Source organism: Streptomyces sp. NPDC002088 (assembly GCF_040296605.1).
In the GTDB taxonomy this organism is placed as follows: Bacteria; Actinomycetota; Actinomycetes; order Streptomycetales; family Streptomycetaceae; genus Streptomyces.
In genome coordinates, this window is the sequence record NZ_JBEOXO010000009.1 from 229,243 (window position 1) to 253,973 (window position 24,731).

Sequence of the window (24,731 nt, forward strand, 5' to 3'; positions counted from 1 at the left end):
CCCGGAACTGGCGGAAAGCACAGAACTTCCGGCTGACCTGCGGTTTTTGACGATCACGCGGGCCGTGCGGGAACTCCCCACGCGGCCCGCACGTTTTCCCGGCGTACGTTTTCTCGGTTCCCGGACATGATGTCCGATCGAGGGGCTACGGTATGCACCCACAAGGTGACATGCAGCAACGCCGGGAGAAACCTTGAGCGTTCCGTACGAGACGGCAGCGTACGAACCACCCGAGTCGCCCGAGTCTCCTGAGGAGCACCTCGCGCGGCTCCTCGGCCGTGCCCTGAACTCCTTCGAGCTGCCCGACGAGACGATTCGGCGCCTCGACTGCGCGCTGGCGCACGACAGTTCGCTGCACTCCGCGCACCACAGCGCGGGGCTGCACCGGGAGACGTACCGGCACACGTGGCTGCTCGCCGACGGCTCGGCGCTCACGTTGTGGGAGCTCGTCCACAACACCGCGCCGGGCAGCGACCCGCAGCACGAGGTGTACGTCGACGAAGAGGAGCTGCGCGCCGCCACGGCCCGGCTGCCCCTGCCGCCGGACGCCCCGGACTTCGAACTGCCGGTGATGGTGCAGCTGTCGCCGGTCCTCCAGCCGCGGCACGCCTACGTCCCCGACGACTCGGCGGACCATGCGCGCCGGCTCCTGCGCCGGGCGGAGAACCCGGACCGGCCGGGCACGGACACGGCCGAGCTGCTGGCGACGGCGTTCGCCCACCAGATCACCCAGGCCTTCGGCCGGCCCTGCCGCGCGGGCCGCGCCGGCCTGTGCTTCTCGCTCTACGAACACGCGTTCCTGCTGCGCGACGGCCAGGAGATCGCCCTGTGGGAGGTCGAGCACACGGCGACGCCCGACGGGCGGCACATGTGCGAGGTGTACCCGACCGAGGACGCGGCGCGGGAAGCGATGGAGCGGCGCGCGGCGCGAAGTTCCTGAGGGGCTGCCGGAGGCGCGGAGTTCCTGAGGGGCTGCCGGAGGCGCGGAGTTTCCACGAGGCCGTCGGAGCGGATGGTGAGCCGGGGTCTCGGGACGGCTGCCGACGGCCGCAACCCTGTCCCGCGTGGGCTGCGGCCGTCCGTGTGTCGCGCCGGTCCCTTACGCCGCCACCGGCTGCTTCTTCTGCGCCAGTGCTGCGGCAGGACCCTCGGGCCCCTCCGACGCCGTCGCCCCGGAGACCGGCTTGCGCAGGCCCTTGAGGACGACGACCAGGGCCGCCGTGACACACACGCCCGCGGCGATGGCGACCAGGTAGAGGAACGGGTTGCCGATCAGCGGGACCACGAAGATGCCGCCGTGCGGGGCGCGCAGGGTGGCGCCGAAGGCCATCGACAGAGCGCCGGTGACCGCGCCGCCCACCATCGCGGACGGGATGACACGCAGCGGGTCGGCCGCCGCGAACGGGATCGCGCCCTCCGAGATGAAGGAGGCGCCCAGGACCCAGGCGGCCTTGCCGTTCTCGCGCTCGGTCTGCGTGAAGAGCTTGCCGCGCACGGTCGTGGCCAGCGCCATCGCCAGCGGCGGGACCATACCGGCCGCCATCACGGCCGCCATGATCTTCATGGCCGAGTCGCTCGGGCTGGCGACCGCGATACCGGCCGTGGCGAAGGTGTACGCGACCTTGTTGACGGGGCCGCCGAGGTCGAAGCACATCATCAGGCCGAGCAGGGCGCCGAGCAGGATGGCGTTGGAGCCGGTGAGGCCGTTCAGCCAGTCGGTCAGGCCCTTCTGCGCGGAGGCGATGGGTTTGCCGATCACCACGAACATCAGGAATCCGACGATCGCCGAGGAGATCAGCGGGATCACGACCACCGGCATGATGCCGCGCACCGCCGGCGGGATCTTCACCTTCTGGATCGACAGCACCACGCCACCGGCGATCAGACCGGCCGCGAGACCGCCGAGGAATCCCGCGTTGATGGTCACCGAGATCGCGCCGCCGACGAAGCCGGGGACGAGACCGGGACGGTCCGCCATGCCGTAGGCGATGTAGCCCGCCAGGACCGGGACCAGGAAGCCGAAGGACACGACGCCGATCTGGAAGAGCAGCGCGGCCCAGCTGTCCGTCTGGGTCCAGACGAAGTGGTCCATGACCGACGGCGCCTTGTTGATCTTGTAGCCGCCGATCGCGAACCCGAGGGCGATCAGCAGACCGCCCGCGGCGACGAACGGGACCATGTAGCTGACGCCGCTCATCAGCCACTTGCGCAGCTTGGTGCCGTAGCCCTCGCCGGCGTCGCCGGCGCGCTCGACCGGCGTGCCACCGGCGGCGGCCGCCGCGGTGACCTCGCCGCGCTCCGCCTTGCCACGGACCTCGCTGATGAGCTCGGCGGGACGGTTGATGCCCGCCTTCACGCCGACGTCGATGGTCGGCTTGCCGGCGAAGCGGTCCTTGTCGCGTACGGGCACGTCGTGCGCGAAGATCACGCCGTCCGCCGCCGCGATGGCCGCCGGGTCGAGCCGGGTGAAACCGGCCGAGCCCTGCGTCTCGACGACTACCTCGACGCCCGCCTCGCGGCCCGCGTTCTCCAGCGACTCGGCCGCCATGTACGTGTGCGCGATGCCGGTCGGGCAGGAGGTGACGGCGACGATACGGAACGGGCGCTCGCCCGCGCCGGACGCGCCGTCCTTCGCTGTGCTACCCGCTGCGGCGTCGGCGGAGGCCGCCACCGACGCCGCAGCGGAGCTTTCGGAGGCACCAACGGCGGCCTTCGCACCCTCGGAAGCACCCTCGGCGGCCTTCGCACCCTCGGAAGCACCCTCGGACGGGCCTTCTGAATCGCCCTCGGAGGCGCCCGCAGATGCGCCCTCCGCATCCGCCGGTGCCTCCTCCCCACGGATGAGTGCCGCCGCGGCCGCCGCGTCGCCCGCCGACCGCAGCGCGGAGGTGAACTCGGCGTTCATCAGCTGCCGGGCCAGCGACGACAGGATCGTGAGGTGAGCGTCGTCGGCGCCGGCGGGCGCCGCGATCAGGAAGATCAGGTCGGCCGGGCCGTCCGGCGCACCGAAGTCGATCCCGGCGGCGCTGCGCCCGAAGGCGAGCGTCGGCTCGGTGACATGCTCGCTGCGGCAGTGCGGGATGCCGATGCCGCCGTCGAGCCCGGTCGGCATCTGCGCCTCACGGGCGGCCACGTCGGCGAGGAAGCCCTCCAAGTCGGTCACCCGGCCCAGGGCGACCATGCGCTCGGCGAGGGCGCGAGCCGCCGCTTCCTTGGTATCGGCGGACAGGTCGAGATCGACCAGGTCCGCGGTGATCATGTCGCTCATCGCGGGCTCCTTCGCACGCGTATCGCCCGGGGAGTGGGGTGGGCGAAAAGGGGGACGGGGGTGCTGTGGGGGGAAGCGGGGGTGGTGGAGGCGGGGCCGGGGAAACCCCGCCTCCACCGGGGAAGGGGGCGGCTCGGATTGCCCCGCCTCCCGTCGGTCGCGGCGAGTAACGGGGAGCCTCGCCGCGCCGAAGCTGCTGCCGGAACCGGATCCAGTGCCGGAGCCAGTGCCCGAGCCGGTACCAGTGCCAGTACCGGAGCCGGAGCCAATGCCCGAGCCGGTACCGGAGCCAGTTGGATTGCCGCCGGGGTAAGCGGCACCAGGGACGGCTCAAGGGGCGGCCCAGGACACGTCCTACGACCGTTCATGACACTCATGACACCGGCTCCGTCAGTTCGCGGTCCGTGGGCACCTCGGCCGTCACCGTCACCGCCGCCGGATCCAGGTCGGCCGGCGTCGGCATCACGCTGCCGGGCAGCTGGACGGCGGCCGCGCCGTGCGCGACGGCGGAGGCGAGCGCCTCCGGGCCGCTGCCGCCGGCGATCAGGAAGCCGGCGAGCGAGGAGTCGCCGGCACCCACGTTGCTGCGTACAGTGTCGACGTGCGCGCTCGCGAACCAGGCGCCCGAGCCGTCCACGAGCAACTGCCCGTCGGCGCCCAGGCTCGCGAGCACGGTGCGTGCGCCCATCTCGCGCAACTCCTCGGCCGCCTTCACCGCGTCGCCCACGGTCGCCAGGGGGCGCCCGACGGCCTCGGCAAGCTCCTCGGCGTTCGGCTTCACCACGTCGGGCCGCTCGCGCAGCGCTTCGAGCAGCGCGGGCCCCGAGGTGTCCAGTGCGATGCGCGCACCCGCGGCGTGCGCTCGCGCGACCAGGTCCGCGTACCACGACGGCGCGAGCCCGCGCGGCAGGCTCCCGCAGCAGGCGATCCAGTCGGCGTCGCGCGACTGCGCGCGCACCGTCTCGAAGAGCAGCTCCTGCTCGGCGGCGGACAGTTCGGGACCCGGCGCGTTGATCTTCGTCAGGACGCCGTCCGCCTCCGCGAGGGCGATGTTCGAGCGGGTGGCTCCGGCGACCGGGACCGGCGCGACCTCGATGCCCTGCGCGTCGAGCAGGTCGGCGATGAGCGCGCCCGGCGCACCCCCCAGGGGCAGAACGGCGACCGTACGCCGTCCGGCGGCCGCGACGGCGCGCGAGACGTTCACGCCCTTGCCACCGGGATCCATGCGCTCGCCGGTGGCGCGGATGACCTCTCCGCGCTCCAGCGAGGGGACCTCGTACGTACGGTCGAGGGACGGGTTGGGGGTGACGGTGAGGATCATGCGCGCACTACTTCCGTGCCGCCGCGCTCAATGGCGGCGGTGTCTTCGGGGCTCAGCCCGCTGTCGGTGATCAGCAGGTCCACGTCGCTCAGATCGCCGAAGCGGGCGAAGTGCTCCTGGCCGTGCTTGGCGGAGTCGGCGAGCAGCACCACGCGGCGGGCGGCGGCGATCGCCGCCCGCTTCACCGCGGCCTCGGCGAGGTCGGGGGTGGTCAGACCGTGCTCGGCGGAGAAGCCGTTGGCGGCCACGAAGAGAACGTCCGCCCGGATCTCGCCGTACGCGCGCAGCGCCCAGGCGTCGACGGCGGCGCGCGTACGGTGCCGTACGCGCCCCCCGACGAGGTGGAGCTGCATGCCGGGGTGGTCCGCGAGGCGGGCCGCGATCGGCAGGCTGTGCGTGACGACGGTGAGCGAGGCCTCCAGCGGGATGGCCGCGGCGAGGCGGGCGACCGTCGTACCGGCGTCGAGGATCATCGTGCCCTCGCCCGGCAGCTCCGTGAGGGCCGCCTTGGCGATGCGGTCCTTCTCGTCCGCCGACGTGGACTCGCGTTCGGCGAGGTCCGGCTCGAAGTCGAGGCGTCCGGCCGGTATGGCACCACCGTGGACCCGGCGGACGAGGCCCGCGCGGTCGAGGGCCTTCAGATCACGGCGGATCGTTTCCGCCGTGACCTGGAACTCCTCGGCCAGCGACACCACGTCCACCCGGCCGCCGTCACGGGCGAGCCGGAGGATCTCCTGCTGTCGCTCCGGTGCGTACATATCCGGTTGCCTCCGACTGATGTCCGAACTTGTGGTTTCTCTGGGAGGCTACGCCCGGTTTTCCGGAAAGTAAACAGGTTCGGGCATGCGACGGACATAAACGGGCGTGGATGCAACCTGAAACGGCGGTGCCCGGAGGCACCGCCGTCACCGTCGGGTCCAGAACCAGCAGGTCAGGACAGGTCAGGACCGGTCAGAACAGGTCAGGAGACCAGCTCGGGCTCCCGATCCGTCACCTCGGCAGCCGGCTCCGGCGCGCCTTCCACATGCTGATCCGGCCGCTTCGGCAGGGCGAACATCAGCAGGAAGATGGCGGCCATCACCGCGGCGACCCAGACCAGCGCGTGCTGGAAGGCGTTCACGAAGGCCGGTCCGACCTGGGCCGGGGTCAGCCGGTCGCCGATCTCACTGAAGAAGACCACCGACACCAGCCCGAGCCCCAGCGCGTTGCCCATCTGCTGCACGGTGTTGATGAGCCCGGACGCCGAACCGGCATGCTCGCGCGGCACGTCCGACAGCACCGCGTCCGTCAGCGGGGCGACGATCAGGCCCATGCCCACGCCCATCACGACCAGCGGCAGCGCCATCTGCCAGGAGGCGATGCCGAGCCCGTACCGCTCGGACTCCCAGATGTAGATCACCACACCCGCCGCCATCAGCAGCGCGCCCGCCTGGAGCACCTTGCGCCCGAAGCGCGGCACCAGCTGCTGCACCGACAGGCCGGCCGCCGCCGACACGGCGATCGAGAAGGGGACCCCGGTCAGGCCCGCCCGCAGCAGGCTCCAGCCCAGCCCGATCTGCATGTACAGCGTCCAGACCAGGAAGAAGACACCGAGCGCGACGCCGAACACGGTCTGCACCGCGATGCCGGCCGCGAAGCTCTTCACCCTGAACAGCGACAGCTCGACCAGCGGGGAGCCGTCCCGCGCGGCCTTCCTCTTCTCGTACGCCACCAGCGCCGCGAAGACGCCGAGTGCGCCGGCCATCGAGACGTACCCCCACAGCGGCCAGCCCAGCTCACGCCCGCGGGTGAGCGGGTAGAGCAGCATCAGCAGACCCAGTGTCACGAGCGCGACGCCGACCAGGTCCAGCTTGAGGGCCCGCGGGGCCTTGGACTCGGTGATGAAGCGGTGGCCGAGGAGCAGGCCCGCGATGCCGACCGGCAGGTTGATGAGGAAGATCGGGCGCCATTCCAGACCGAAGAGGTTCCACTCGGTCAGCAGGGCGCCGAGCAGCGGGCCACAGACCGCGCCCAGGCCGACGATCGCGCCGAACAAACCGAACACCTTGCCCCGCTCGTGCGCCGGGAAAGTGGCGTGCACGATCGACAGGACCTGCGGCACCATCATCGCCGCCATGCCGCCCTGGAGGATGCGGGAGGCGACCAGCATCTCCGGGTTCGCGGCGAAGCCGCACAGCGCGGACGCGAGAGTGAAGCCGCCGATGCCGATGAGGAACAGCCGCTTGCGGCCGTGGATGTCACCGAGCCGGCCGCCGGTGATGAGCCCGGCGGCGAAGGCCAGCGCATAACCCGCGGTGATCCACTGGATCTGGCTGAAGGAAGCACCCGCGTCCTTCTGGATCGACGGAATGGCGATGTTGACGATCGTGACGTCGACAAGGTCCATGAAGGCCGCGGTCATCACGATCGCGAGGGCGAACCAGCGACGCCTGTCGGCCGCGTCACCGGCATCGGCCGGCTCTTTGACAGTGGTGGTCTCGGTGGAGGTCATGCCTCAGAAGCTAAGGTCCTATTAGGTCAGATCGTGTCCTAGTTCTACGGCATCCTCGAACTCATGACGACGGACACTCCGGCCCGGCTCCTCCAGCTCCTCTCCCTCCTCCAGACGCCCCGCGAATGGCCCGGCGGCGAGCTCGCCGACCGGCTCGGGGTCTCCCGCCGCACCGTCCGGCGGGACATCGACCGGCTGCGGGAGCTCGGCTATCCCGTGCAGGCGAGCAAGGGCGCCGACGGCGGCTACCGGCTGGTCGCGGGGAAGGCGATGCCGCCGCTCGTGCTCGACGACGAGGAGGCGGTGGCGATCGCGGTGGGGCTGCGGGCGGGCGCCGGGCACGCGCTGGAGGGCGTGGACGAGGCGTCGGTGCGGGCACTGGCCAAGCTGGAGCAGGTGCTGCCGTCCCGGCTGCGCCACCGCGTGGCCACCCTCCAGGCCGCGACCACGCCGCTGACGAGCGGGGACGGGGCGACCATCGCACCCGAGACGCTGACCGTCATGGCCTCGACGGTGGCCGGGCGCGAGCGGCTGCGGTTCGCCTACCAGGCGGCGGACGGCACCGGGTCCCGGCGCGTCACCGAGCCGTACCGGCTGGTGTCGACCGGACGGCGCTGGTACCTCGTCGCATACGACCTCGACCGTGAGGACTGGCGCACGTTCCGCGTCGACCGGGTGAGCGAGCCGTTCGCGACGGGGGCACGGTTCGCTCCGCGGGAGCTGCCGACGGGGAGTGCGGCGGAGTACCTGCGGCAGTCGATCCAACGGCGGCAGGAGACATACGAGTTCGAGGTCACCTTTGCCGCACCGCCCGAGGTCGTCGCGGCACGGCTGCCGGGCCCCCTCGGCACGCCGGAGCCGTTGGAGGCGGGCGGGTGCCGGCTGCGGGGCGCGACCGGCGATCCCGTGGAGTGGCTGGCGGTGCGGCTGGCGATGGTGGGATGCGAGTTCGAAGTGCGGGAGCCGGAGGAACTGCTCGTGTGTGTACGGGAGTTGGGTGGACGTCTCAGTCGGGCTGGAGGCAGGTAGTCCCCCCTGGGCCGCCCCTCACTGGACGTCCTCCCACGAAAAGCCTCGCAGCGCCGTCAGGTTACCCAGAGCCAGTGCCGCTGGTCCTTCCCCGGAGGTGGGCGCCGCGCTCCCCGCCGCCCAGACCTCGACGGCCACGCGTACCGCGGCGCCCGCCGTGGCCGCTGTGAACCGGAGGCGCGGGGACGTGGCGAGCCGGGTGGCAACGATGTCGTCGCCCTGGGCCAGCCGTCGCGCCAGGATCTCGGCCAGCGCGCTCTCCGAGTCGTGGCACACCTCGGCCCACACCTTCCGCAGGGCGGGACTGGCCTCGGCCAGGCGGATCAGGGTGCGGACCCACTCCCAGGAGGCCGCCGACACCCCGATGCCGGGCGTCAGCGTGTCCCGTACCGCGTGTTCGAGGGCCTGCGGCAATGACAGTTCGGCCGGGGCCTCGCGCACCGCCTCCGCCCAGCGCTGGGCGCCGGCGGCGTAGAGCGGGGCGACGGCCTCCTCCTTGGTGGCGAAGTAGCGGTAGAAGGTGCGCGGGGCGATGCCGGCGGCCTGGGCGATGTCCTCGGCCCGGGTGGCCCGCAGGCCACGCGTCACGAAGAGGCCGGCTGCCGCCCGGGCGATCTCCATCCGGGTCGCCGCCTTGCGCCGCTCGGTCAGCGAGGCGGAGGAGGCGGAGGAGCCACCAGAGGAGGCAGAGCGGGAGGCAACGGAGGAAGAGGAAGAGCCAGGAGAAGCTGGTGTGGGGGTGGTACTCACGTTCGGCAGGCTATGCCCATGTGGCACAATCTGCCATTCGGCGGGCCACCCCGGAGTTCAGGTACGGGGTGCCCCGCCCTTCAAGCGTGCCCATGCCCTGGACCGCAAACGTGCCTACGCCCTGGACCGCAAACGTGCCCCTGCCCGGACCGAGGGTGAGAGCCGAGCTCCGGCGCCCGGGGGGAGGGCGCCGAAGCCCGGCTCTGGGAGAGTCCCGGCGCCGGGGGGGTTTGCGTCGGGACTTGGTTCAAGGACGGGCCACCGAGGTGTGTCACGGGACCCGAACTCCTGTGCCCTGAGGTCTTGTTCCCGGGGCACTGCCGGTTGAAGCGGCGATACATCGCCATGTTTGCGCGGGCTTTCGCCACCCGGCGTACGCACCCGCCGGGGTCGTGCGCCGGTTGGCGAAGACCCGCTCTCTCGTCGGCGAGCGTCAGGCCGCCGCGTCGAACCCGGTGTCGCGTGCCAGCTTCTTCAGCTCCAGCAGTGCGTGCTTCTCGATCTGGCGGATGCGTTCGCGCGTCAGTCCGTGCTCCTTGCCGACCTCGGTCAGCGTGCGCTCGCGGCCGTCCTCGATGCCGTAACGCATCTTGATGATGGAGGCCGTGCGCTGGTCGAGGCGGCCGATCAGGTCGTCGAGCTCCTCGCTGCGCAGCAGCGTCATGACGGACTGCTCCGGCGACACGGCCGAGGTGTCCTCGAGGAGGTCACCGAACTGGGTGTCGCCGTCGTCGTCCACCGCCATGTTCAGCGAGACCGGGTCGCGGGCCCAGTCGAGCACGTCGATGACACGCTCCGACGTCGAGCCGAGCTCGGCGGCGATCTCCGCGGGCTCCGGTTCGCGGCCGTGCTCACGGTTGAACTCGCGCTGCACGCGCCGGATCCGGCCCAGCTCCTCCACCAGGTGGACAGGCAGGCGGATGGTGCGGGACTGGTCGGCTATCGAGCGCGTGATCGCCTGGCGGATCCACCAGGTCGCGTACGTCGAGAACTTGAAGCCCTTGCGGTAGTCGAACTTCTCGACCGCGCGCACCAGGCCGGCGTTGCCCTCCTGGATCAGGTCGAGCAGGGGCAGGCCGCTGCGGGGGTAGCGGCGCGCCACGGCGACGACCAGACGGAGGTTGGAGCGGATGAAGACGTCCTTGGCCCGCTCCCCGGCGGCGAACAGTGCCTCGAGCTCCTCGCGGGTGGCGTCCGTGCCGGACTCCACCTCGCCGTCGAGGACATGCCGTGCGAACACACCCGCTTCGATGGTCTGGGACAGCTCGACTTCCTTGGCGGCGTCGAGCAGCGGTGTACGCGCGATCTCGTCGAGGTACATGCCGACCAGGTCGCGATCGGCGATCTCGCCGGTATGGGCGCGAACACTGCTTGCCGCGTCGGCCGTCTCGCCAGTGGCGGACTTACGACGGGCGACGGCACGGGTTGCCATGCGTGCTCCCTTGCGATGATGAGGTCAGCGGGTGGTCCTTCGGACGCCTGACACCGGCGTCCGGGACTCTCGTGGCTTTGTCCGGACTCTGCTCGGGTGCCCTGCATCCAGTGGAAACAACGACTGGAATCAGGACAGAATTCCCAACCTTCCCCCCAATTTTCCTGATCATGCAGTACCCTCTCCCGCCACGGAGGGAGACAGGATGATGTCGGAACGTACAGAGGTCCAGGTCAGGCCGGGAGTCGAGGCTGACCTCGAAGCCCTCACAGACCTCTACAACCACTATGTACGTGAGACGCCCATCACATTCGATACCGCCACCTTCACTCCGGAAGAGCGCCACCCTTGGCTGCTCTCCCACCCTGAAGACGGACCGCACCGGCTGATGGTTGCCACGGAGACCGACCCCAGAGGGAACTCACAGGAGATTCTGGGTTACGCCACATCCAGCCCTTATCGCCCGAAGGCCGCCTACTCGACCTCCGTCGAGGTCACGATCTACGTCGCCCCGCACGCCGGGGGCCGCGGCATCGGCACGCTCCTCTACAAGGCCCTCTTCGAGGCCCTGGCCGGCGAGGACCTGCACCGCGCCTACGCGGGCATCGCCCAGCCCAACGAAGCGTCCGTGCGGCTGCACGAACGCTTCGGGTTCCGGTATGTCGGCACCTACCGGGAGGTGGGCCGCAAGTTCGGCCGGTACTGGGATGTGGCCTGGTACGAGAAGGAGCTGTGACCCCTCCGGGCAGAGGCCGTAAAGGTCACCCGAACTGCACCGACCGCTTCGCCATCCCCATCCAGAACCCGTCGATCACCGACCGCTGGGCGTCCAACTCGCCGGACACGTCCGCCGCACCCATGGTCACGAACAGCGGGGCGAAGTGCTCGGTGCGCGGGTGGGCGTAGCGGCCCGCCGGGGCCTTGTGGAGGAAGTCCAGCAGGGCGTCCCAGTCGCGCGTCTCCAGGGCGCGCCGGCCCCAGTCGTCGAACTCGGACGACCAGGTGGGCACTCCCCCGCCGGCGTGCCGCAGCGCGGCCAGATTGTGGGTGAAGAAGCCGGAGCCGACGATCAGCACGCCCTCGTCGCGCAGGGGGGCGAGCCTGCGGCCGATCTCCATCAGCCGTACCGGATCGAGGGTCGGCATGGAGACCTGGAGGACCGGGATGTCGGCGTCGGGGAACATCTCCACCAGGGGGACGTAGGCGCCGTGGTCGAGGCCGCGGTCCGGGATGTCCTGCACGGGGGTGCCGGGGGCGCGCAGCAGCTTGCGTACGGACTCGGCGAGCTCGGGGGCGCCGGGTGCCGCGTACTTCACCTGGTAGTAGTGCTCGGGGAAGCCCCAGAAGTCGTAGACGAGCGGCACGGCCTGGGTGGCACCGAGGGCGAGCGGGGCCTCCTCCCAGTGGGCGGAGACCATGAGGATCGCCTTGGGGCGGGGCAGGTCGGCGGACCAGGCGGCGAGCTGGCCCGGCCAGACCGGGTCGTCCGCGAGGGGCGGAGCGCCGTGGCTGAGATACAGGGCGGGCATGCGCTCCTGGGTGGCGGCGGACATGGCGGCGGCTCCCTCCGGAAGTTACCCGAGCAGGCTACTCAGATGTTTGAACTCTCAAGCTTGCGTCAAAGGAAGACCGTACGCCCCATTTGTTTAAAATTCAAGGAGAGTTCTCGTACAGTGGAATCCATGAACACGGCATCCACCGCACCCGCTGAAGAGCCCCAGTGGCTCACCTCCGAGGAGCAGCGCGTCTGGCGCTCCTACGTGCAGGCCACCACGCTGCTCGAGGACCACCTCGACCGCCAGCTTCAGCGGGACGCGGGCATGCCGCACATCTACTACGGGCTCGTCGTCGCGCTCGCCGAGGCCCCGCGGCGCCGGCTGCGGATGACCGAGCTGGCCATGAAGGCGAAGATCACCCGCTCCCGCCTCTCCCACGCGATCGCCCGCCTGGAGAAGAACGGCTGGGTCCGCCGTGAGGACTGCCCCTCCGACAAGCGGGGCCAGTTCGCGGTACTCACGGACGCCGGCCTCGAGGTGCTGCGGCGCACCGCGCCGGGCCACGTGGCGGCCGTACGCCAGGCCCTGTTCGACCGGCTGACCCCGGAACAGCAGAAGTCCCTCGGCGAGATCATGCAGATCGTCGCCGAGGGACTCCAGCCGAACGAAGCGGGCGCGGACCTGCCCTGGCTGCGCTGAGCACGCGGCTCACGCGACCGGGGCAGGTCCGGAAGTCGTACGTACGAGGCGTCCCCTTCCTCGTACGCACGCGGGTTTTCGAAGGGGTACGACCGGACGGCCGTCGTCAGTGGGCGATCACCGGCACCGGCAGCTCGTCCTCGACGCCCTCGCCGGCACCGCTCACCGCCGTGATGTCCGGACGGCCGGCGTTGACCAGGGTGAAAGCGATGGCGGCGGCGACGACCAGGATGCCGACGGCGAACCAGATGGCGCTGGTGTAGCCGTTCACCATGCCCTCCAGCTGGACCAGCTGCTGCTGCGGCTTGGAGGCCGCGGAGGCGATGTGGTCCTTGATGTAGGACGTGGTGGCCGAGGCGGCGATCGTGTTCAGCAGGGCCGTACCGATCGCGCCGCCCACCTGCTGCGAGGTGTTGACCATCGCGGAGGCGACACCCGCGTCACGCGGCTCGACACCCTGGGTGGCCAGGGACATCGCCGGCATGAACGCCGTACCCATGCCGAGGCCGAGCAGCAGCTGGGCCGGGAGCAGCAGACCGGCGTACGAGGAGCCGATCTCCATCTGGGTCAGGATCAGCATGCCGGCCGCGGCGGCCAGGAAGCCGGGGCCCATCAGTAGCCGCGCCGGGACGCGGGTCATCAGGCGGGCGCCGATCTGCGTGGAGCCCGTGATCATGCCCGCGATCATCGGCAGGAACGCGAAGCCGGTCTTGACCGGCGAGTAGCCCTTCACGATCTGCAGGTAGTAGGTCAGGAAGAGGAACAGGCCGAACATCGCGATGATCGCGAGGCCGAGCGAGAGGTACACGCCACCACGGTTGCGGTCGGTGATCACGCGCAGGGGCAGCAGCGGAGCCTTGACCTTGGACTCGACGAACACGAAGGACGCGAGCAGCAGCACCGCGGCGACGAACAGGCCGATCGTCGTCGAGTCGCTCCAGCCCTCGGACTCGGCGCGGGTGAAGCCGTAGACGAGGGAGACCAGACCCAGGGTGGACAGGACGACACCCGGGATGTCGAGCGGCGAGCGGTTGCGGCCACCGGCCGGCTCACGGATGACGAAGTACGCACCGGCGGCGGCGATGATCGCGAACGGGATGTTCACGAAGAACGTCCAGCGCCAGTCCAGGTACTCGGTGAGGAAACCGCCGAGGATCAGACCGACGGCACCACCGCCGCCGGCGATCGCGCCGTAGATGCCGAACGCCTTGGCACGCTCCTTGGCGTCGGTGAACATCACCGCGAGCAGGGAGAGCGCGGCGGGTGCGAGCAGTGCGCCGAAGGCACCCTGCAGGGCGCGGGCGCCGAGCAGCATCGCCTCGCTCTGCGCGGCGCCGCCGAGGGCGGACGCGGCGGCGAAGCCGATCAGGCCGGTCACAAAGGTGCGCTTGCGGCCCCAGATGTCGGCGATACGGCCGCCGAAGAGCAGCAGACCGCCGAAGGCCAGTGCGTAGGCCGTGATGACCCACTGGCGGTTGCCGTCGGATATGCCCAGGTCCTGCTGGGCGGAGGGCAGCGCGATGTTCACGATGGTCGCGTCGAGGACAACCATCAGCTGGGCGAGCGCGATGAAGCTGAGCGCTTTCCAGCGGTTGGAGTGCGCGTCGGTGGCGTCGGGGACGCTCCGGGCTGTTTGAGACATGGGGGTACCCACTTCGGGACTTCGTGACGGAAAAGGCAAGGAGAAGGGACGGACCGTCTGCACTGCGTTGTTCAGACGGCCTCGGGTCAACGGTCTTCAGACGGGTGGAACCCGCGGAACCAATCGCGTCACCGGGGTATCGGGATCGCTGGTATCGCGAGCGCTGGTCTCGGGATCGCTGCTGGTCTCGGGATCGCTGCTGGTCTCGGGATGGCTGCTGGTCTCGGGATGGCTGCTGGTCTCGGGATCGCTGGTATCGCTCAGGCCTGGCGCAGGTCCTCCATGGTCACGGCGGTGCCCGGCAGGACGGATCGGGCCGGGGCCCGCAGACCGTCCAGGAACAGTTGCAGATGGCGGTGCACGAAGCGGTCGGCGCTGAGGCACCCCGTACCGGCCGGGGGCCGGCTGAGCTGGGCCACGGCGACCATCAGGTCTCCGACGCCCACGTCGGGGCGAAGCTGCCCGGCCGCCTTGGCGCGGTCCATGACCTCTTCGACGACCCGTTCGGTACGCTCCCGCGCGGCTTCCAGGTCGGGGTGGTGCTCGTCGAACGTACTGGCGACCATCGGGCACAGTGCGCTGATCCGCTCGTCGGCGGCAACGTGCACGAAGCGCTCCAGCGCCGCGAAGGCGTCACCGTGCTCGGCGAGCGCGACCTGTCCGGCCCGCACGGTACGGTCCATGACCGAGCAGACGACCTCGCGGACGAGGGCGTCGCGGTCCGGGAAGTTGCGGTACACCGTGGCGTTGCCGACGCCGGCCCGGCGGGCGACTTCGTCGAGGGGCACGTCGGGCCCGAACTCCACGAACATCTCCTGGGCGGCGGTGACGATCCGCTCCCGGTTGCGCAGGGCATCGGCGCGGGGCCGGGGCGACTTGCGCTGCACGGGGGTCGCGGTCTGCACGGCGTACTCCATGAGTCGAGTAGGAATCGAACGGGGCTGCGGTCCGGGGAAGCGATCCGGAGGAGCGATGCGGGGAAGCTCTCCCCGTTTCGCCCGGACACAGGGCTAAACGGGGAAACGATCCCCAGTTATTTCCCGCACTTGAGGAGTTTTCGTGTGGCCTGAGTCACACCCCCTCCCCGCGACCTGCCCGCTGTGACCTGAGTCACACCCTCATGGCCCTCCTGGCGGCGAGAAACCCACGATCGGCCCCTCCAGCGCGCGTCCTCGGGGCCACCGACACAGGGTGATCGCAGGGGTGCAGCCTGAAACCGGCGGCTGCCTGGAGTGAAGGGCCCGTCCATGCAGCCGCAGCCGACCCGCCGTCGGATACGCCCGCGCCGCGTGGCCGCACTCGCGTCCGTGAGCGCCCTGACCTTCGCGGTCAGCACCTCGGCGGGCAGCGGGCATGTCCCCTTGTCCACCGGGGCGGGCCCGAGCGCCCTGGGCCGCGCCTCCGCCGCCCTCAACCCCTGCATGATCAGCGGCGCCAAGGCCATCCAGATGTCGGAGGGCGTCCCGACCGCCGGCGCCTACTCCCGCTCCACCGGCACCGTCCACGCCCTGATCCTGATGGTCGACTTCTCCGACGCAACCGGCCGGGGCAACGCGATGGACCGCTACCACGAGTTCTTCCCGCAGACCCAGGAGTGGTTCCGCACCAGCTCCTACGGCCGCCTCGACTACCACCCGGAGACACCGGTCACCCACTGGCTGCGCATGCCCAAGCCCTTCAAGGCGTACGGCATAGAGCGCGGCGCACCCTTCGACCCCGGCTACCGCGACCTGGTCCAGGACATCGTGGCCACCGCCGACCCGAAGGTCGATTTCCGCTCGTACGACCTCCTGAACGTGCTGATGACCCCCAACGCCGGCCCCTCCGCCCTGGACACCGTCCTGTCGGTGACCTTCGCCGGCAACAAGGAGGCGCCAGTCGCAGACGGCGTCCCGGTGGCCAACGCCTCCTTCGTCTACTCCCGCCAGGACGACGGCTCCGGCTCCTACGACCGCACCGGCTACCGCGTCCTGCCCCACGAGAACGGCCACGTCTTCGGCCTGCCCGACCTCTACACCCAGGACGGCGGGGGCGCGGTCGGCCACTGGGACATCATGAGCGAGGACTGGGGGGCCAACAACGACCTGCTCGGCTGGCACAAGTGGAAGCTGGGCTGGCTGGACCCCTCGCAGGTCAGCTGCGCGGCGCGGCGCGGCGCGACCGAGTACACCCTGACACCGCTGGCCCGCAAGGGCGGCCCGAAGCTCGTCTTCGTCCCCCTCAGCGCACGCACCGGGTACGCCATCGAGCTGCGCACCCGCGAGGGCAACGACGAGACGGTGTGCCGGCCGGGCGTGCTGATCTACAAGGTCGACGCGGACGTCGACACCGGTATGGGGCCGGTCAAGGTGTACGACTCCCGGCGTGACTCCGGCGGCTGCACCCGCAGCCCGAACGTCCACGCGGAACTCTCCGACGCCGCCTTCATCCCGGGCGAGACCTTCAAGGACCCGGGCAAGGGGATCGTGATCCAGGTGGCCGGGGCGGACCTGGCCGGGCACTACCGGGTACGGGTGACCCGGCGATAGGCAGGTGGGACGGGGTTTACGGTAGGCGTGCCCCGACCGCCGTACCGGAGAGCCGATGCCCGTCACCACCGCACTGGACGCCCAGGCCGCACCGCCGGACGAGGCGGTCGCGCCGCTGATCCGGGGGATCGCCGTGCTGCGGCACCTGACCGAGGCGGGCGGAACGGCCGGCCCGAGCGCCCTGGAGCGTTCGACCGGGCTCGCGCGGTCCACGGTCGACCGGATCACCGCCACCCTCGCCCGCATGGGGTACGTCCGGCTCGACGGCCGGGACGCGGTGCTCGCGCCCAGAGTGATGGAGCTGGGCAACGCCTATCTGGCCGCCCTCCGGCTGCCCGCGCTGCTGGACGCCCGTGCCGACGCGCTCGCCGACGAGCTGGACGAGTCGGTGTCGCTGGCGGTCGCCGACCTCGACGGCATCCGCTTCATCCACCAGGCCACCCGGCGCCGCGCGATGTCTCTGAGCTTCCGCATCGGCGACCTGCTCCCGGCCGAACGCACCGCGCCGGGCCCGCTGTTCGCGGCCGAGTGGACGGACACCGACTGGGACCGGTGGCGGGAGCGCCGGGCCGCGGACCCGCGGGACGCGGGCTTCACCGCCGTACCGCCCCGGGATCCGTCCACCGCCGATGACTTCGAGCGGCGGGCCCGGCGGGCGGGACGGGACGGCTGGGCGCTGGACGACCAGCTCATCGAGCCGGGGCTGGTCGCGGTCTCCGTGCCGGTGCGGGATCCCGGCTCGGGGCGGGTGGTGTGCGTGGCGAGCGTGGTGAGCCACACCAGCCGTCACTCGGCCGACGACCTGCGCGAGACGCTGCTGCCCCGGCTGCGTACGGCGGTGGCGGCGATGGAGGACGACCTGCGCGAGGCGCCGCCGCCGCACGCGGGGCCGGCGCCGTCGGGTCTGGCGACCTGGACGACCGCCTCGAAGCACGAACTGGGCCGGGAGTTCGTAGAGTCGCTGGCGCGGGGCCTGACCGTACTGACCGCGTTCGGCGAGAGCCGGTCGGCGCTGACCCTGACGGAGGTCGCGAAGGCGACGGGACTGGCCCGGGCGACGGCCCGCCGGGCGCTGATCACCTACGAGCACCTGGGGCTGGTGGCCCCGGGCCCCGACCGTACGTTCACCCTCACGCCCCGGGTGCTGGGGCTGGGCTTCCCGCCGCTGTCCCGGACGACGCTGCCCCGGCTGGCCGCACCCCATCTGCGGGCGCTGGCCGACCTGTTGCACGAACCGACGGCGCTGGCGGTGCTGGTGTCGGACACCGAGATCCAGTACACCGCCGGTGCCGCCGCGAGCCGCGTGCTGACCGTGGACGTCACCGTGGGCGCCCGGCTGCCCGCCCGGCCGACCTCCCTGGGCCGGGTACTCCTCGCGGACGCGCCGGACACCCCGGACCGCCCGGACGCTCTGCCGCCGGAGCTCGCGGAGGTCCGGGCGCGCGGATACGCCCTGGTGGACGAGGAGTTGGAGTCGGGTCTGCGCTCGATCGCGGTGCCGGTCCGCGACCGTACGGGCCGGGCGGTCGCCGCGGTGAACGTGTCCACGCACGCGGCCCGCCGCAGCCTGGAGGAGTGCGTGACACAGGTCCTGCCCGAACTGCGGGCGGCGGCCGACCTGATCCAGGCGGATCTGCACACCGCGTCCCGGTTCACGCGTGTCGCGCTGTCCTGACCTCGTCCTGGCGGTGTTCAGGGCCTGGACCTGTCCGGCGATGCTGTCGGCGAATCCGCCGCGCCCAGCTCACAGGTCCGCGCAGTGTGACACTTTTCGGGAATGTGTCACGCTCGCCGCCGGCACGGGTTCAAGGCGACCCTGAGCCGTCGGAACTCCTTCGGCTTCGGCGGCCACAACGTAAGCCCCGTCCTGACCACGCCCCCTTGAGCCTCCGCCCTCATCCTGACCACCACCGCGTGACCCCCGCCCTCCCCCTCCCGATCCCCCCTACAGCCCCGACCCACCCGCCGCCCCACCACCAGCCGCTACACTCTGGGAGAGCACCTTCGCCTTCGTAGCTCAGGGGATAGAGCACCGCTCTCCTAAAGCGGGTGTCGCAGGTTCGAATCCTGCCGGGGGCACCAGTTCAGAGGCCCTGCAGCTCCCAAATTTGGGAGCTGCAGGGCCTCTGACATCTATTTCTGACATCAACGCGGGCGGTCACCCACGGCCGGGGCGCCTCTTTCTCAGTAGCCGGTCCATGTGACTCATGGCTTCGCGCTGCGTGTCCTGCACGACGTGCGTGTACACGTCCATGGTGATGCTGATTTGCGAGTGGCCCAGGATCTCCATGACGATGCGGGGCGCGACTCCGGCCGCCGTAAGCAGGGTGGCCGTGCCGTGGCGGGCGTCGTGCAGCCGGATCACCCGAAGGCCGGCCGACTCGGCGACGCGGGTGAAGGAGCGGTAGAGGTTGCGCGGCTCGACGGGGCGACCGGTCCGGGTGGCGAAGACATAGTCGGAGCCCTGCCACTTCTCCTCCGCCCTACTGCGGGCCGCAGCCTGCCGCAGGCGGTGCCAGCGCAACGGCGCGATGCAGAGAGCGGGCAGCGGGACGGCTCGGCGACGCCGGCTCTTGGGGTCGTCGTCGTACAGGACGCCACAGCGCCGCTGCACCTGATGGCGGACGTAGAGCACGCGGTTGTCGAGGTCGACGTCCGGCCACCGGAGACCGACGATCTCTCCCCGGCGGAGGCCCATGGCGATGGCGAGGACGAAGGCCGCGTAGAGCGGGTCCTTCCTGAGATGTGGCAAGGAAATCAAGCGTCTCGTCCAGGGACCACGGGTGCAGATGGGGCGGGGCCGTGCGGGGCGGCTCCACGAGCTTCGCGACGTTGCGCGTGATCAGTTCCTCCCGGCAGGCGGCGGACAGGGCCGAACGCAGCACCCGGTGCGCTTCTTTGGCGGTCGCGGCGGTCGTCTGCTTCTCCAGGCCTACGAGGAAGCGGCGGACGTCGGCAACGCCGAGCGATTCCAGACGCTTCGTGCCGAGGAGCGGCACCAGGTAGAGCCGGACGTGCGACTCGTACTTGTCGAAGGTGCTCAGCTTCCGTCCGGGCTCGATGATGTTGTCCAGCCAGTACGGCAGCCACTCGGAGAGCTTGGCCGACTTGGTGGGTACGGGCACGCCCTGGTCGACCTTGTCGAGCAATTCACGGCGCTTGGCGTAGCACTCGGCCCAGGTCTTGCCGTACGCGAACTTGCGGGCACGGGTGCCGTCCGGCCGGAGCACGTAGACCGCGCACTGAAAGCGGCCGTCCTTGCGCTTGGTGATCGTTCCCGCGCCGTTGGGATTGCGCTTGCGCTGCTGAGCCATCAGGCGGCCGCCTCCAGTTCGTTGCTGATGTAGTCACGGACAGCCCGCACGGGTATGCGGCGGCACCGGCCGATGGTGATCGAGGGCAGGCGACGGGACCGGATGAGGTCATAGACCGTGGAGCGGCCGAGCTTGAGCCGTCGCATCACGTCGGGCACGGTCAGCAGCTCGTCGTCATGCACGGGTCGGCTCTCCTGCCGTTCCGGGAGCGGGGGCGAGCGATTCAGCGAGCCAGGCTTCGGCGTCGGAGAGGCCGAACCCGGCGAAGGCCCAGTGGGCGAGGACGTACGTCGTCTCGGCTTCGCGCTTGGGCTGTGCGGCTGCTGCCTGGGCTCGCCTCCACTCGGCGCGGGCGTCGCGGAGGGCGCCGAGGGTGGTCGAGTAGCGGCGGGACTTGGTGGAGAAGTGACCGCGGAAGCCGAGCATGTGGGCCCAGGCGCGCAGGCGGAGGTGTTCGAGGTCTTTGCGGGCGCCGAGCGTCCAGGCTGTTCGGATGAGACGGCGGGCGTGGTCGCTGATGTCGAGCTGGGCGAGTTCGGCGGCGAACTTCAGGGGGCGCTCGAGAGCTCCCGTGGCCGTCTCGGCGCCCTTGGTGGCGTACTTGGCGATGTACGCCGCTACGGCCCGCTCGGTCAGCTCCTGGCCGTCGTCGAAGTCGGCGGATCGGATGGTGCGGACGTCGAGTTGGCGGCCGAAGGCGAAGGCGGGGCCACGTCTGCTCCACGGTGTGTGGGTCGACGGCGTACGGGATGGGAGCTGGGGAGGGTGGTGGGTAGGCGAGTAACCCATACCGCGCCTAAGGCCTGTCCAACGGGTCGCGTCACCGGTGCCCTTCTCTGCGTCGTCAGCGGCGATCGCCTGGCATCTTGGCCGTCGCGACACCTGCGCGAGCGGTCGGATGGCTGACGCGGAGTGTGGCGGCAGTGTCGCTACGGCGGGACGTCGTTGGCCGCCAAGACCTTGGGCGGGCCAGGTCAGCGACCCCGCTCCCGACAGCCATGTCACCCGAATGGCGCAAGATGACGTGCCACCCACATGGGTGAAGATCACGCTGGCTAGTGCCCCAACCAAGGCAATCCGTGAAAGGGGAACCAGATGCGCATTCGACGAATCCTCGCCGCCGTCATCGCCACAGCGGCCCTCACCGGAATCGGCGTCACGAGCACCACCACCGCACAGGCCGCCGCGCGCGGCGTCTCATCGAGCACTTGCAAGAACGGCGGGGGAACGGTCACGTTCGACGACCACTCGCGCCGTGTATGCGAAGGTGGCACGTACGACGGTTACGCGATCGGATGACCCCGTCGGGCGCCCCGCGGCCACGCGCTGCGGGGCGCCCGCGCGCGAGCATGGCCGGGAGAGCCGCAGGGACCGGGCCGGCCGCCACATCGTGCCAGAGGTGTGGGGCGGGGTGATCCGCCGGATCAGGAGTGGGAGAGCCTGGCCCCGCACAGCGCGAAGCCCCCGCCTGTTCCTCCTCGTCATGGCTGGGGCTTCGTAAGGGTCAGGGCATCTCGGGGGCGGGGTCGTAGCCCACCGCCAACACCGCATTGGGAACCGCCACAGGCAAATCGGGAGGACGACGCCGTGCCCCCTGTGTGCCCGGCCAGATGGCAAACGGCGGGGAACAACGGGGAACGTCGGCGAGCCTCCCAAGAAGCTCCAGGTCAGCGTCTCGCCAGCTCAGCGCCCATGCACATACGCGATCTTCCAAACTGGTGATGTACAGCAGCAAGGTGCAGGAACCACCGCGCCCGCAGCCGACCGCTACCAGTCTCGGCAGGCCGACGATGCCCCCTCAGACCACAGTGGTTTCGGCCTATATCGCCCAGGTTTCAAAAATGCCCAACTCCTTCCCGATGAAGAGCACTGCCGAAGTAGGAACCAGCAAGCAAATGCCGATGCCGCCAAGCACATATGGCGCCACTGGCGTCGCTTTCGGGAAGTGGCCATCGGGTCGACGCTTGCGCGCAATAGCGAAGCGCCGGATAAACAGAGCGGCACTCAACATGAGCACGAACGCGCCAACAATCTGCAGCGCCATCAAGCCGCATTCAATAAGGAAAAGGGCCAGGTACGAGAGCAGCACCCCCACGACTACCCTCACTTACTCAGATTTCGGCATTAATCAGAATCCGGTCGGCTTTCATTGCCGTCGGCTGCAACCACGCACAAGGCGGACAATAGGATCACGGCCTGGACTGCGTCAATCCGTGCAGCTGAACGCGTACCCGATGCGTGCCCGACTGGTTGGTAAGTCGCGGCCATCTACGGGCTCCCCCGCCCTGGACCAGCAACCGCGACAAACACCACCACGGCAGGTCAAGGGCACTTACCCCGCTGGTGGCTCTGGTGATGATGAGGCGCACGCCCCCTCCGTACAGCAGCGACAGCAACCGACGGCGCCCGCCATGAAGTCGACAGCGGCCCGAAAGCGGCCGTAATGACTCTGGATGACCGATCCATTCTTAGCTACGGATCAGAAGGCTTCTGATATCCACGACGCCGGACGAAGGTGTACACCAGCACCCCTGTCCGGCTGTCGCACCCGTCGACGACGGCCTCCGGAGCGGGTTCGGATCGAACTCCTTAAAGCGGGCGTCGCAGTTCGCAATCTTCTCCGGTCGAGATCATCGCCGGACGGCGTCGCTCATCCTTTCCTTGGGCGGATCAAGGGCACAGACGCCAGTCGCGCCACAGAGGAGACCAGCCCTGGTATGAGGAACCATGCCGGCAGATTCTCCGTCGGCATTCCGACGGAGAGGGCCGCTACAGACAGCATCAGCTGCACCGCTGCCACGAAGCAGCCGAACGCCCGGTTCGGAGGCAGCCAGGGCAGCGCCGCCCAGGCGACGGGCAGCAGTAGCCAGAGAACGAGCGCGATCACCATCAGTACCTTCTGTCTACTGATTCACCGGCTTGGCGGCCCCAGAGGATTTGAGGCCCACCCGCGGACCATCGCAGTCGCTGCCGACGACCGAACGCGTTAGACCATATGCGGCTCGGTGCTGCCGGATGCCGGCCAGACCCACCCTCCCCCGCAGCCGCCGCCCCCGACCACAGCGTCGCCGACTTGTTGCGCGACCCTTCAGAGGATCGGCTGGACCCGTGGATCAGAAGGCCCTTTGACATCTACGGCTGACATCAACGACGCCGGACGGGGGCGTACGCCAGCGACTCTGTCCGGCCGTCGCACCAGTCGACGGCAGCAGCCGGGCCGTGCTCGGATCGAACTCCTAAAGCGGGTGTCGCAGGTTCGAATCCTGCCGGGGGCACAGCGCATTAAGACGCTGACCTGGGGTTTCTCCCCCCAGGGAGGCGTTCCCTTCGGCCCCGGACTCCGCGTCCGGGGCCGTTTTGCGTGAGCGACGGGGACTGCTCGGCCCGACGTCGCCGGGCGCCTCCTCCTCCAGCATGGCCCGCACGGGCGTGACCCCCACACCCCCGGCGATCAGCAGGGTGCCGGGCCGGGTCCGGCGCAGCGAGGCGAACGCCCCGTACGGTCCCTCGACGGAGGCGCGGCTGCCGACCGGGACGTTCCGCAGGTCGGCGCTGGTTCTTCACTTGTCGTGGGCTCGCTGGTCGGATGCTGGCCGACGGGGAGAGGTGTGAGCGAGATCAGCATGCCGGACGGACCGCAGACAGTACGCTGAATCCAGCGGGATCGGGCCCGCAGCACAGTGTCCGGGAGGTGCTTCATGACGGCCGAGATGGTGGCCCCGGCGTGGATGCATGAGCAGATCACCGCTGAGGAGTACGAGTCCTGGTCCGAGGAGCAGTGCGCCGGCATCGAGATCGTGGACGGAATGGTCGTCGTGAGTCCGAGTGCGTCCAAGCGGCACAACCGGCTGGCCCGGATTCTGGCGAACGCCCTGGATGCCGCCGCGGGCCCGGAGTGGAACGCCGACACGGACTTCGACGTCCGGCTTCAGGACGTCCCGCTCACCAATCGCCGCCCGGACGTCGTCGTGTACCGCGCAGACACGATCGACATCACCCCCACCCGCCCTGAGCACGTGCTGCTGGTCGCGGAGGTGGTGTCGCCAGGCTCGGAGACCACCGACCGGATCGTGAAGGTCGACCAGTACGCCAAGTCAGGCATCGGCTTCTACTGGCGGATCGAGCAGGCCGCGACAGGCGTTCCTCTCGTGTACACCTACGTTCTCGACCCCGCGACGAAGACCTACCGGGACGGAGACGTGTTCACCGGCGTCCTCAAGGTAGCGGCCCCCTTCCCGGTGGAGTTCGACCTCGGCCAGGTCTGACCACGCGCTGCTCAGCAGTCGGCGGCGCGTGAGCGATGCGTGAGCGGACGGCCCGATACAGGGTGACATGAGCCGGATCAAGTGGCTCGCGACAAGTCCGTCCGGCGCACCTGCACCTTCTGCTCCTCGACGAGCATCCCGTCCCCGGACAGCGACCACATCGCCCCGTTCACGAGGACGCTGCTGATGTGTCCCCAACGGTGCGGCAGCCCGGCGAGCAGTCCAGGGAGTTCGGCGATCAGGTCGTACGACCTCGGCCACCAGGCGCCGTCGATACGCCGGGCCGAGCCGCCCTGGCAGGACTGCGCCCCCAGCCACAGCCTGGCGGAAGGCGAGTGGAGCGGAGGGATGGTCGTCATGAAGGGTCCCTGACGGTGCGGTGATTGGCTTCGGGAAGCGCCGCGCGCCGAGAACGAGACCAGCCCTGTCACCGGTGTACGAGGTACCCTCGACCCTCCCCACCGGACTCCTGGCCCCTCGGCGCAGCCGCTTCCGG

The 24,731-nt window shown here is 70.2% G+C and carries 21 protein-coding genes, 1 tRNA gene and 3 pseudogenes; 9 read left to right on the plus strand and 16 right to left on the minus strand.

The window, feature by feature from the left end; translation table 11 throughout:
- Positions 1 to 193 precede the first annotated feature (193 nt).
- Entirely contained in the window at positions 194 to 940 is a 747-nt protein-coding gene (locus ABT114_RS21540; RefSeq protein ID WP_351144411.1) for a DUF6227 family protein, read from the plus strand.
- A 159-nt stretch (positions 941 to 1,099) separates the two neighbouring features.
- Here the strand turns inward: ABT114_RS21540 and ABT114_RS21545 are convergent, their stop codons facing one another.
- From ABT114_RS21545 to ABT114_RS21560, 4 genes are all read right to left on the minus strand, one after another.
- Positions 1,100 to 3,268, minus strand: coding sequence for a PTS fructose transporter subunit IIABC (locus ABT114_RS21545; protein WP_351144412.1), 2,169 nt, complete (start codon positions 3,266 to 3,268; stop codon positions 1,100 to 1,102).
- A 373-nt stretch (positions 3,269 to 3,641) separates the two neighbouring features.
- Positions 3,642 to 4,589, minus strand: a complete 948-nt coding sequence (gene pfkB / locus ABT114_RS21550; protein ID WP_351144413.1) for a 1-phosphofructokinase — start codon at positions 4,587 to 4,589, stop codon at positions 3,642 to 3,644.
- Positions 4,586 to 5,347, minus strand: coding sequence for a DeoR/GlpR family DNA-binding transcription regulator (locus ABT114_RS21555; RefSeq protein ID WP_351144414.1), 762 nt, complete (start codon positions 5,345 to 5,347; stop codon positions 4,586 to 4,588). Before ABT114_RS21555 ends, pfkB begins: the two co-directional genes overlap by 4 nt.
- Before the next feature lie 203 nt (positions 5,348 to 5,550).
- On the minus strand, positions 5,551 to 7,080 hold the full coding sequence (locus tag ABT114_RS21560; protein WP_351144415.1) for an MFS transporter: 1,530 nt from the start codon (positions 7,078 to 7,080) through the stop codon (positions 5,551 to 5,553).
- A gap of 63 nt (positions 7,081 to 7,143) precedes the next feature.
- Here ABT114_RS21560 and ABT114_RS21565 point away from each other — a divergent pair, with 63 nt between their 5' ends.
- Positions 7,144 to 8,109 (plus strand): helix-turn-helix transcriptional regulator, encoded by a 966-nt coding sequence (locus ABT114_RS21565; RefSeq protein ID WP_351144416.1) that lies wholly within the window; start codon positions 7,144 to 7,146, stop codon positions 8,107 to 8,109.
- Positions 8,110 to 8,127: 18 nt separating this feature from the next.
- Here ABT114_RS21565 and ABT114_RS21570 read toward each other — a convergent pair whose 3' ends face one another.
- Both ABT114_RS21570 and ABT114_RS21575 read right to left on the minus strand, forming a co-directional pair.
- A complete protein-coding gene (locus ABT114_RS21570) occupies positions 8,128 to 8,730 on the minus strand; it encodes a TetR family transcriptional regulator (protein ID WP_351144539.1) in 603 nt (200 codons plus the stop codon).
- A 562-nt stretch (positions 8,731 to 9,292) separates the two neighbouring features.
- Positions 9,293 to 10,291 carry a sigma-70 family RNA polymerase sigma factor gene (locus tag ABT114_RS21575; RefSeq protein WP_351144417.1) on the minus strand — a complete coding sequence of 333 codons (999 nt, stop codon included), beginning with the start codon at positions 10,289 to 10,291 and terminating at the stop codon, positions 9,293 to 9,295.
- 205 nt (positions 10,292 to 10,496) lie between these two features.
- Here ABT114_RS21575 and ABT114_RS21580 point away from each other — a divergent pair, with 205 nt between their 5' ends.
- Entirely contained in the window at positions 10,497 to 11,027 is a 531-nt protein-coding gene (locus ABT114_RS21580) for a GNAT family N-acetyltransferase (protein WP_351144418.1), read from the plus strand.
- A 25-nt stretch (positions 11,028 to 11,052) separates the two neighbouring features.
- On the opposite strand, the gene ABT114_RS21585 is transcribed toward ABT114_RS21580, so the two are convergent.
- Positions 11,053 to 11,844, minus strand: coding sequence for a dioxygenase family protein (locus tag ABT114_RS21585; protein WP_351144419.1), 792 nt, complete (start codon positions 11,842 to 11,844; stop codon positions 11,053 to 11,055).
- A 129-nt stretch (positions 11,845 to 11,973) separates the two neighbouring features.
- Between ABT114_RS21585 and ABT114_RS21590 the strand changes: the two genes are divergently transcribed.
- Positions 11,974 to 12,486: a MarR family winged helix-turn-helix transcriptional regulator gene (locus ABT114_RS21590; RefSeq protein WP_351144420.1), complete on the plus strand. Its 513-nt coding sequence runs from the start codon at positions 11,974 to 11,976 to the stop codon at positions 12,484 to 12,486.
- A gap of 106 nt (positions 12,487 to 12,592) precedes the next feature.
- Here the strand turns inward: ABT114_RS21590 and ABT114_RS21595 are convergent, their stop codons facing one another.
- Positions 12,593 to 14,128 carry an MFS transporter gene (locus tag ABT114_RS21595; RefSeq protein WP_351144421.1) on the minus strand — a complete coding sequence of 512 codons (1,536 nt, stop codon included), beginning with the start codon at positions 14,126 to 14,128 and terminating at the stop codon, positions 12,593 to 12,595.
- A gap of 260 nt (positions 14,129 to 14,388) precedes the next feature.
- Positions 14,389 to 15,033 (minus strand): TetR/AcrR family transcriptional regulator, encoded by a 645-nt coding sequence (locus ABT114_RS21600; RefSeq protein ID WP_351144422.1) that lies wholly within the window; start codon positions 15,031 to 15,033, stop codon positions 14,389 to 14,391.
- Positions 15,034 to 15,375: 342 nt separating this feature from the next.
- Here ABT114_RS21600 and ABT114_RS21605 point away from each other — a divergent pair, with 342 nt between their 5' ends.
- The 3 genes from ABT114_RS21605 to ABT114_RS21615 all read left to right on the plus strand — a co-directional run bounded on the left by ABT114_RS21605 (position 15,376) and on the right by ABT114_RS21615 (position 18,738).
- Positions 15,376 to 16,656 (plus strand): M6 family metalloprotease domain-containing protein, encoded by a 1,281-nt coding sequence (locus ABT114_RS21605; protein WP_351144423.1) that lies wholly within the window; start codon positions 15,376 to 15,378, stop codon positions 16,654 to 16,656.
- Between the two features lie 55 nt (positions 16,657 to 16,711).
- Positions 16,712 to 18,331 carry an IclR family transcriptional regulator domain-containing protein gene (locus ABT114_RS21610; protein ID WP_351144424.1) on the plus strand — a complete coding sequence of 540 codons (1,620 nt, stop codon included), beginning with the start codon at positions 16,712 to 16,714 and terminating at the stop codon, positions 18,329 to 18,331.
- A gap of 331 nt (positions 18,332 to 18,662) precedes the next feature.
- Positions 18,663 to 18,738 (plus strand) — tRNA-Arg (locus ABT114_RS21615).
- A gap of 76 nt (positions 18,739 to 18,814) precedes the next feature.
- Here the strand turns inward: ABT114_RS21615 and ABT114_RS21620 are convergent.
- The 3 genes and pseudogenes from ABT114_RS21620 to ABT114_RS21630 all read right to left on the minus strand — a co-directional run.
- Positions 18,815 to 19,970: pseudogene (locus ABT114_RS21620) on the minus strand (tyrosine-type recombinase/integrase).
- Positions 19,970 to 20,152, minus strand: a complete 183-nt coding sequence (locus ABT114_RS21625) for a helix-turn-helix domain-containing protein (protein WP_351144425.1) — start codon at positions 20,150 to 20,152, stop codon at positions 19,970 to 19,972. Before ABT114_RS21625 ends, ABT114_RS21620 begins: the two are co-directional and overlap by 1 nt.
- Positions 20,145 to 20,684, minus strand: a pseudogene (locus tag ABT114_RS21630) (replication initiator); the annotation flags it as partial. The pseudogene ABT114_RS21630 and the gene ABT114_RS21625, both read right to left, overlap by 8 nt.
- Before the next feature lie 381 nt (positions 20,685 to 21,065).
- Here ABT114_RS21630 and ABT114_RS21635 point away from each other — a divergent pair.
- On the plus strand, positions 21,066 to 21,269 hold the full coding sequence (locus ABT114_RS21635; protein ID WP_351144427.1) for a hypothetical protein: 204 nt from the start codon (positions 21,066 to 21,068) through the stop codon (positions 21,267 to 21,269).
- A 520-nt stretch (positions 21,270 to 21,789) separates the two neighbouring features.
- Here the strand turns inward: ABT114_RS21635 and ABT114_RS21640 are convergent.
- From ABT114_RS21640 to ABT114_RS21650, 3 genes and pseudogenes are all read right to left on the minus strand, one after another.
- Entirely contained in the window at positions 21,790 to 22,065 is a 276-nt protein-coding gene (locus tag ABT114_RS21640) for a hypothetical protein (protein ID WP_351144428.1), read from the minus strand.
- 555 nt (positions 22,066 to 22,620) lie between these two features.
- Positions 22,621 to 22,860, minus strand: a complete 240-nt coding sequence (locus ABT114_RS21645; RefSeq protein WP_351144429.1) for a hypothetical protein — start codon at positions 22,858 to 22,860, stop codon at positions 22,621 to 22,623.
- Between the two features lie 499 nt (positions 22,861 to 23,359).
- A pseudogene (locus ABT114_RS21650) lies at positions 23,360 to 23,524 on the minus strand (oxidoreductase); the annotation flags it as partial.
- 144 nt (positions 23,525 to 23,668) lie between these two features.
- On the opposite strand from ABT114_RS21650, the gene ABT114_RS21655 reads away from it, so the two are divergent.
- Positions 23,669 to 24,235 carry a Uma2 family endonuclease gene (locus ABT114_RS21655; protein ID WP_351144430.1) on the plus strand — a complete coding sequence of 189 codons (567 nt, stop codon included), beginning with the start codon at positions 23,669 to 23,671 and terminating at the stop codon, positions 24,233 to 24,235.
- Positions 24,236 to 24,312: 77 nt separating this feature from the next.
- Here the strand turns inward: ABT114_RS21655 and ABT114_RS21660 are convergent, their stop codons facing one another.
- Positions 24,313 to 24,594 (minus strand): DUF5994 family protein, encoded by a 282-nt coding sequence (locus tag ABT114_RS21660; RefSeq protein ID WP_351144431.1) that lies wholly within the window; start codon positions 24,592 to 24,594, stop codon positions 24,313 to 24,315.
- Positions 24,595 to 24,731 lie beyond the last annotated feature (137 nt).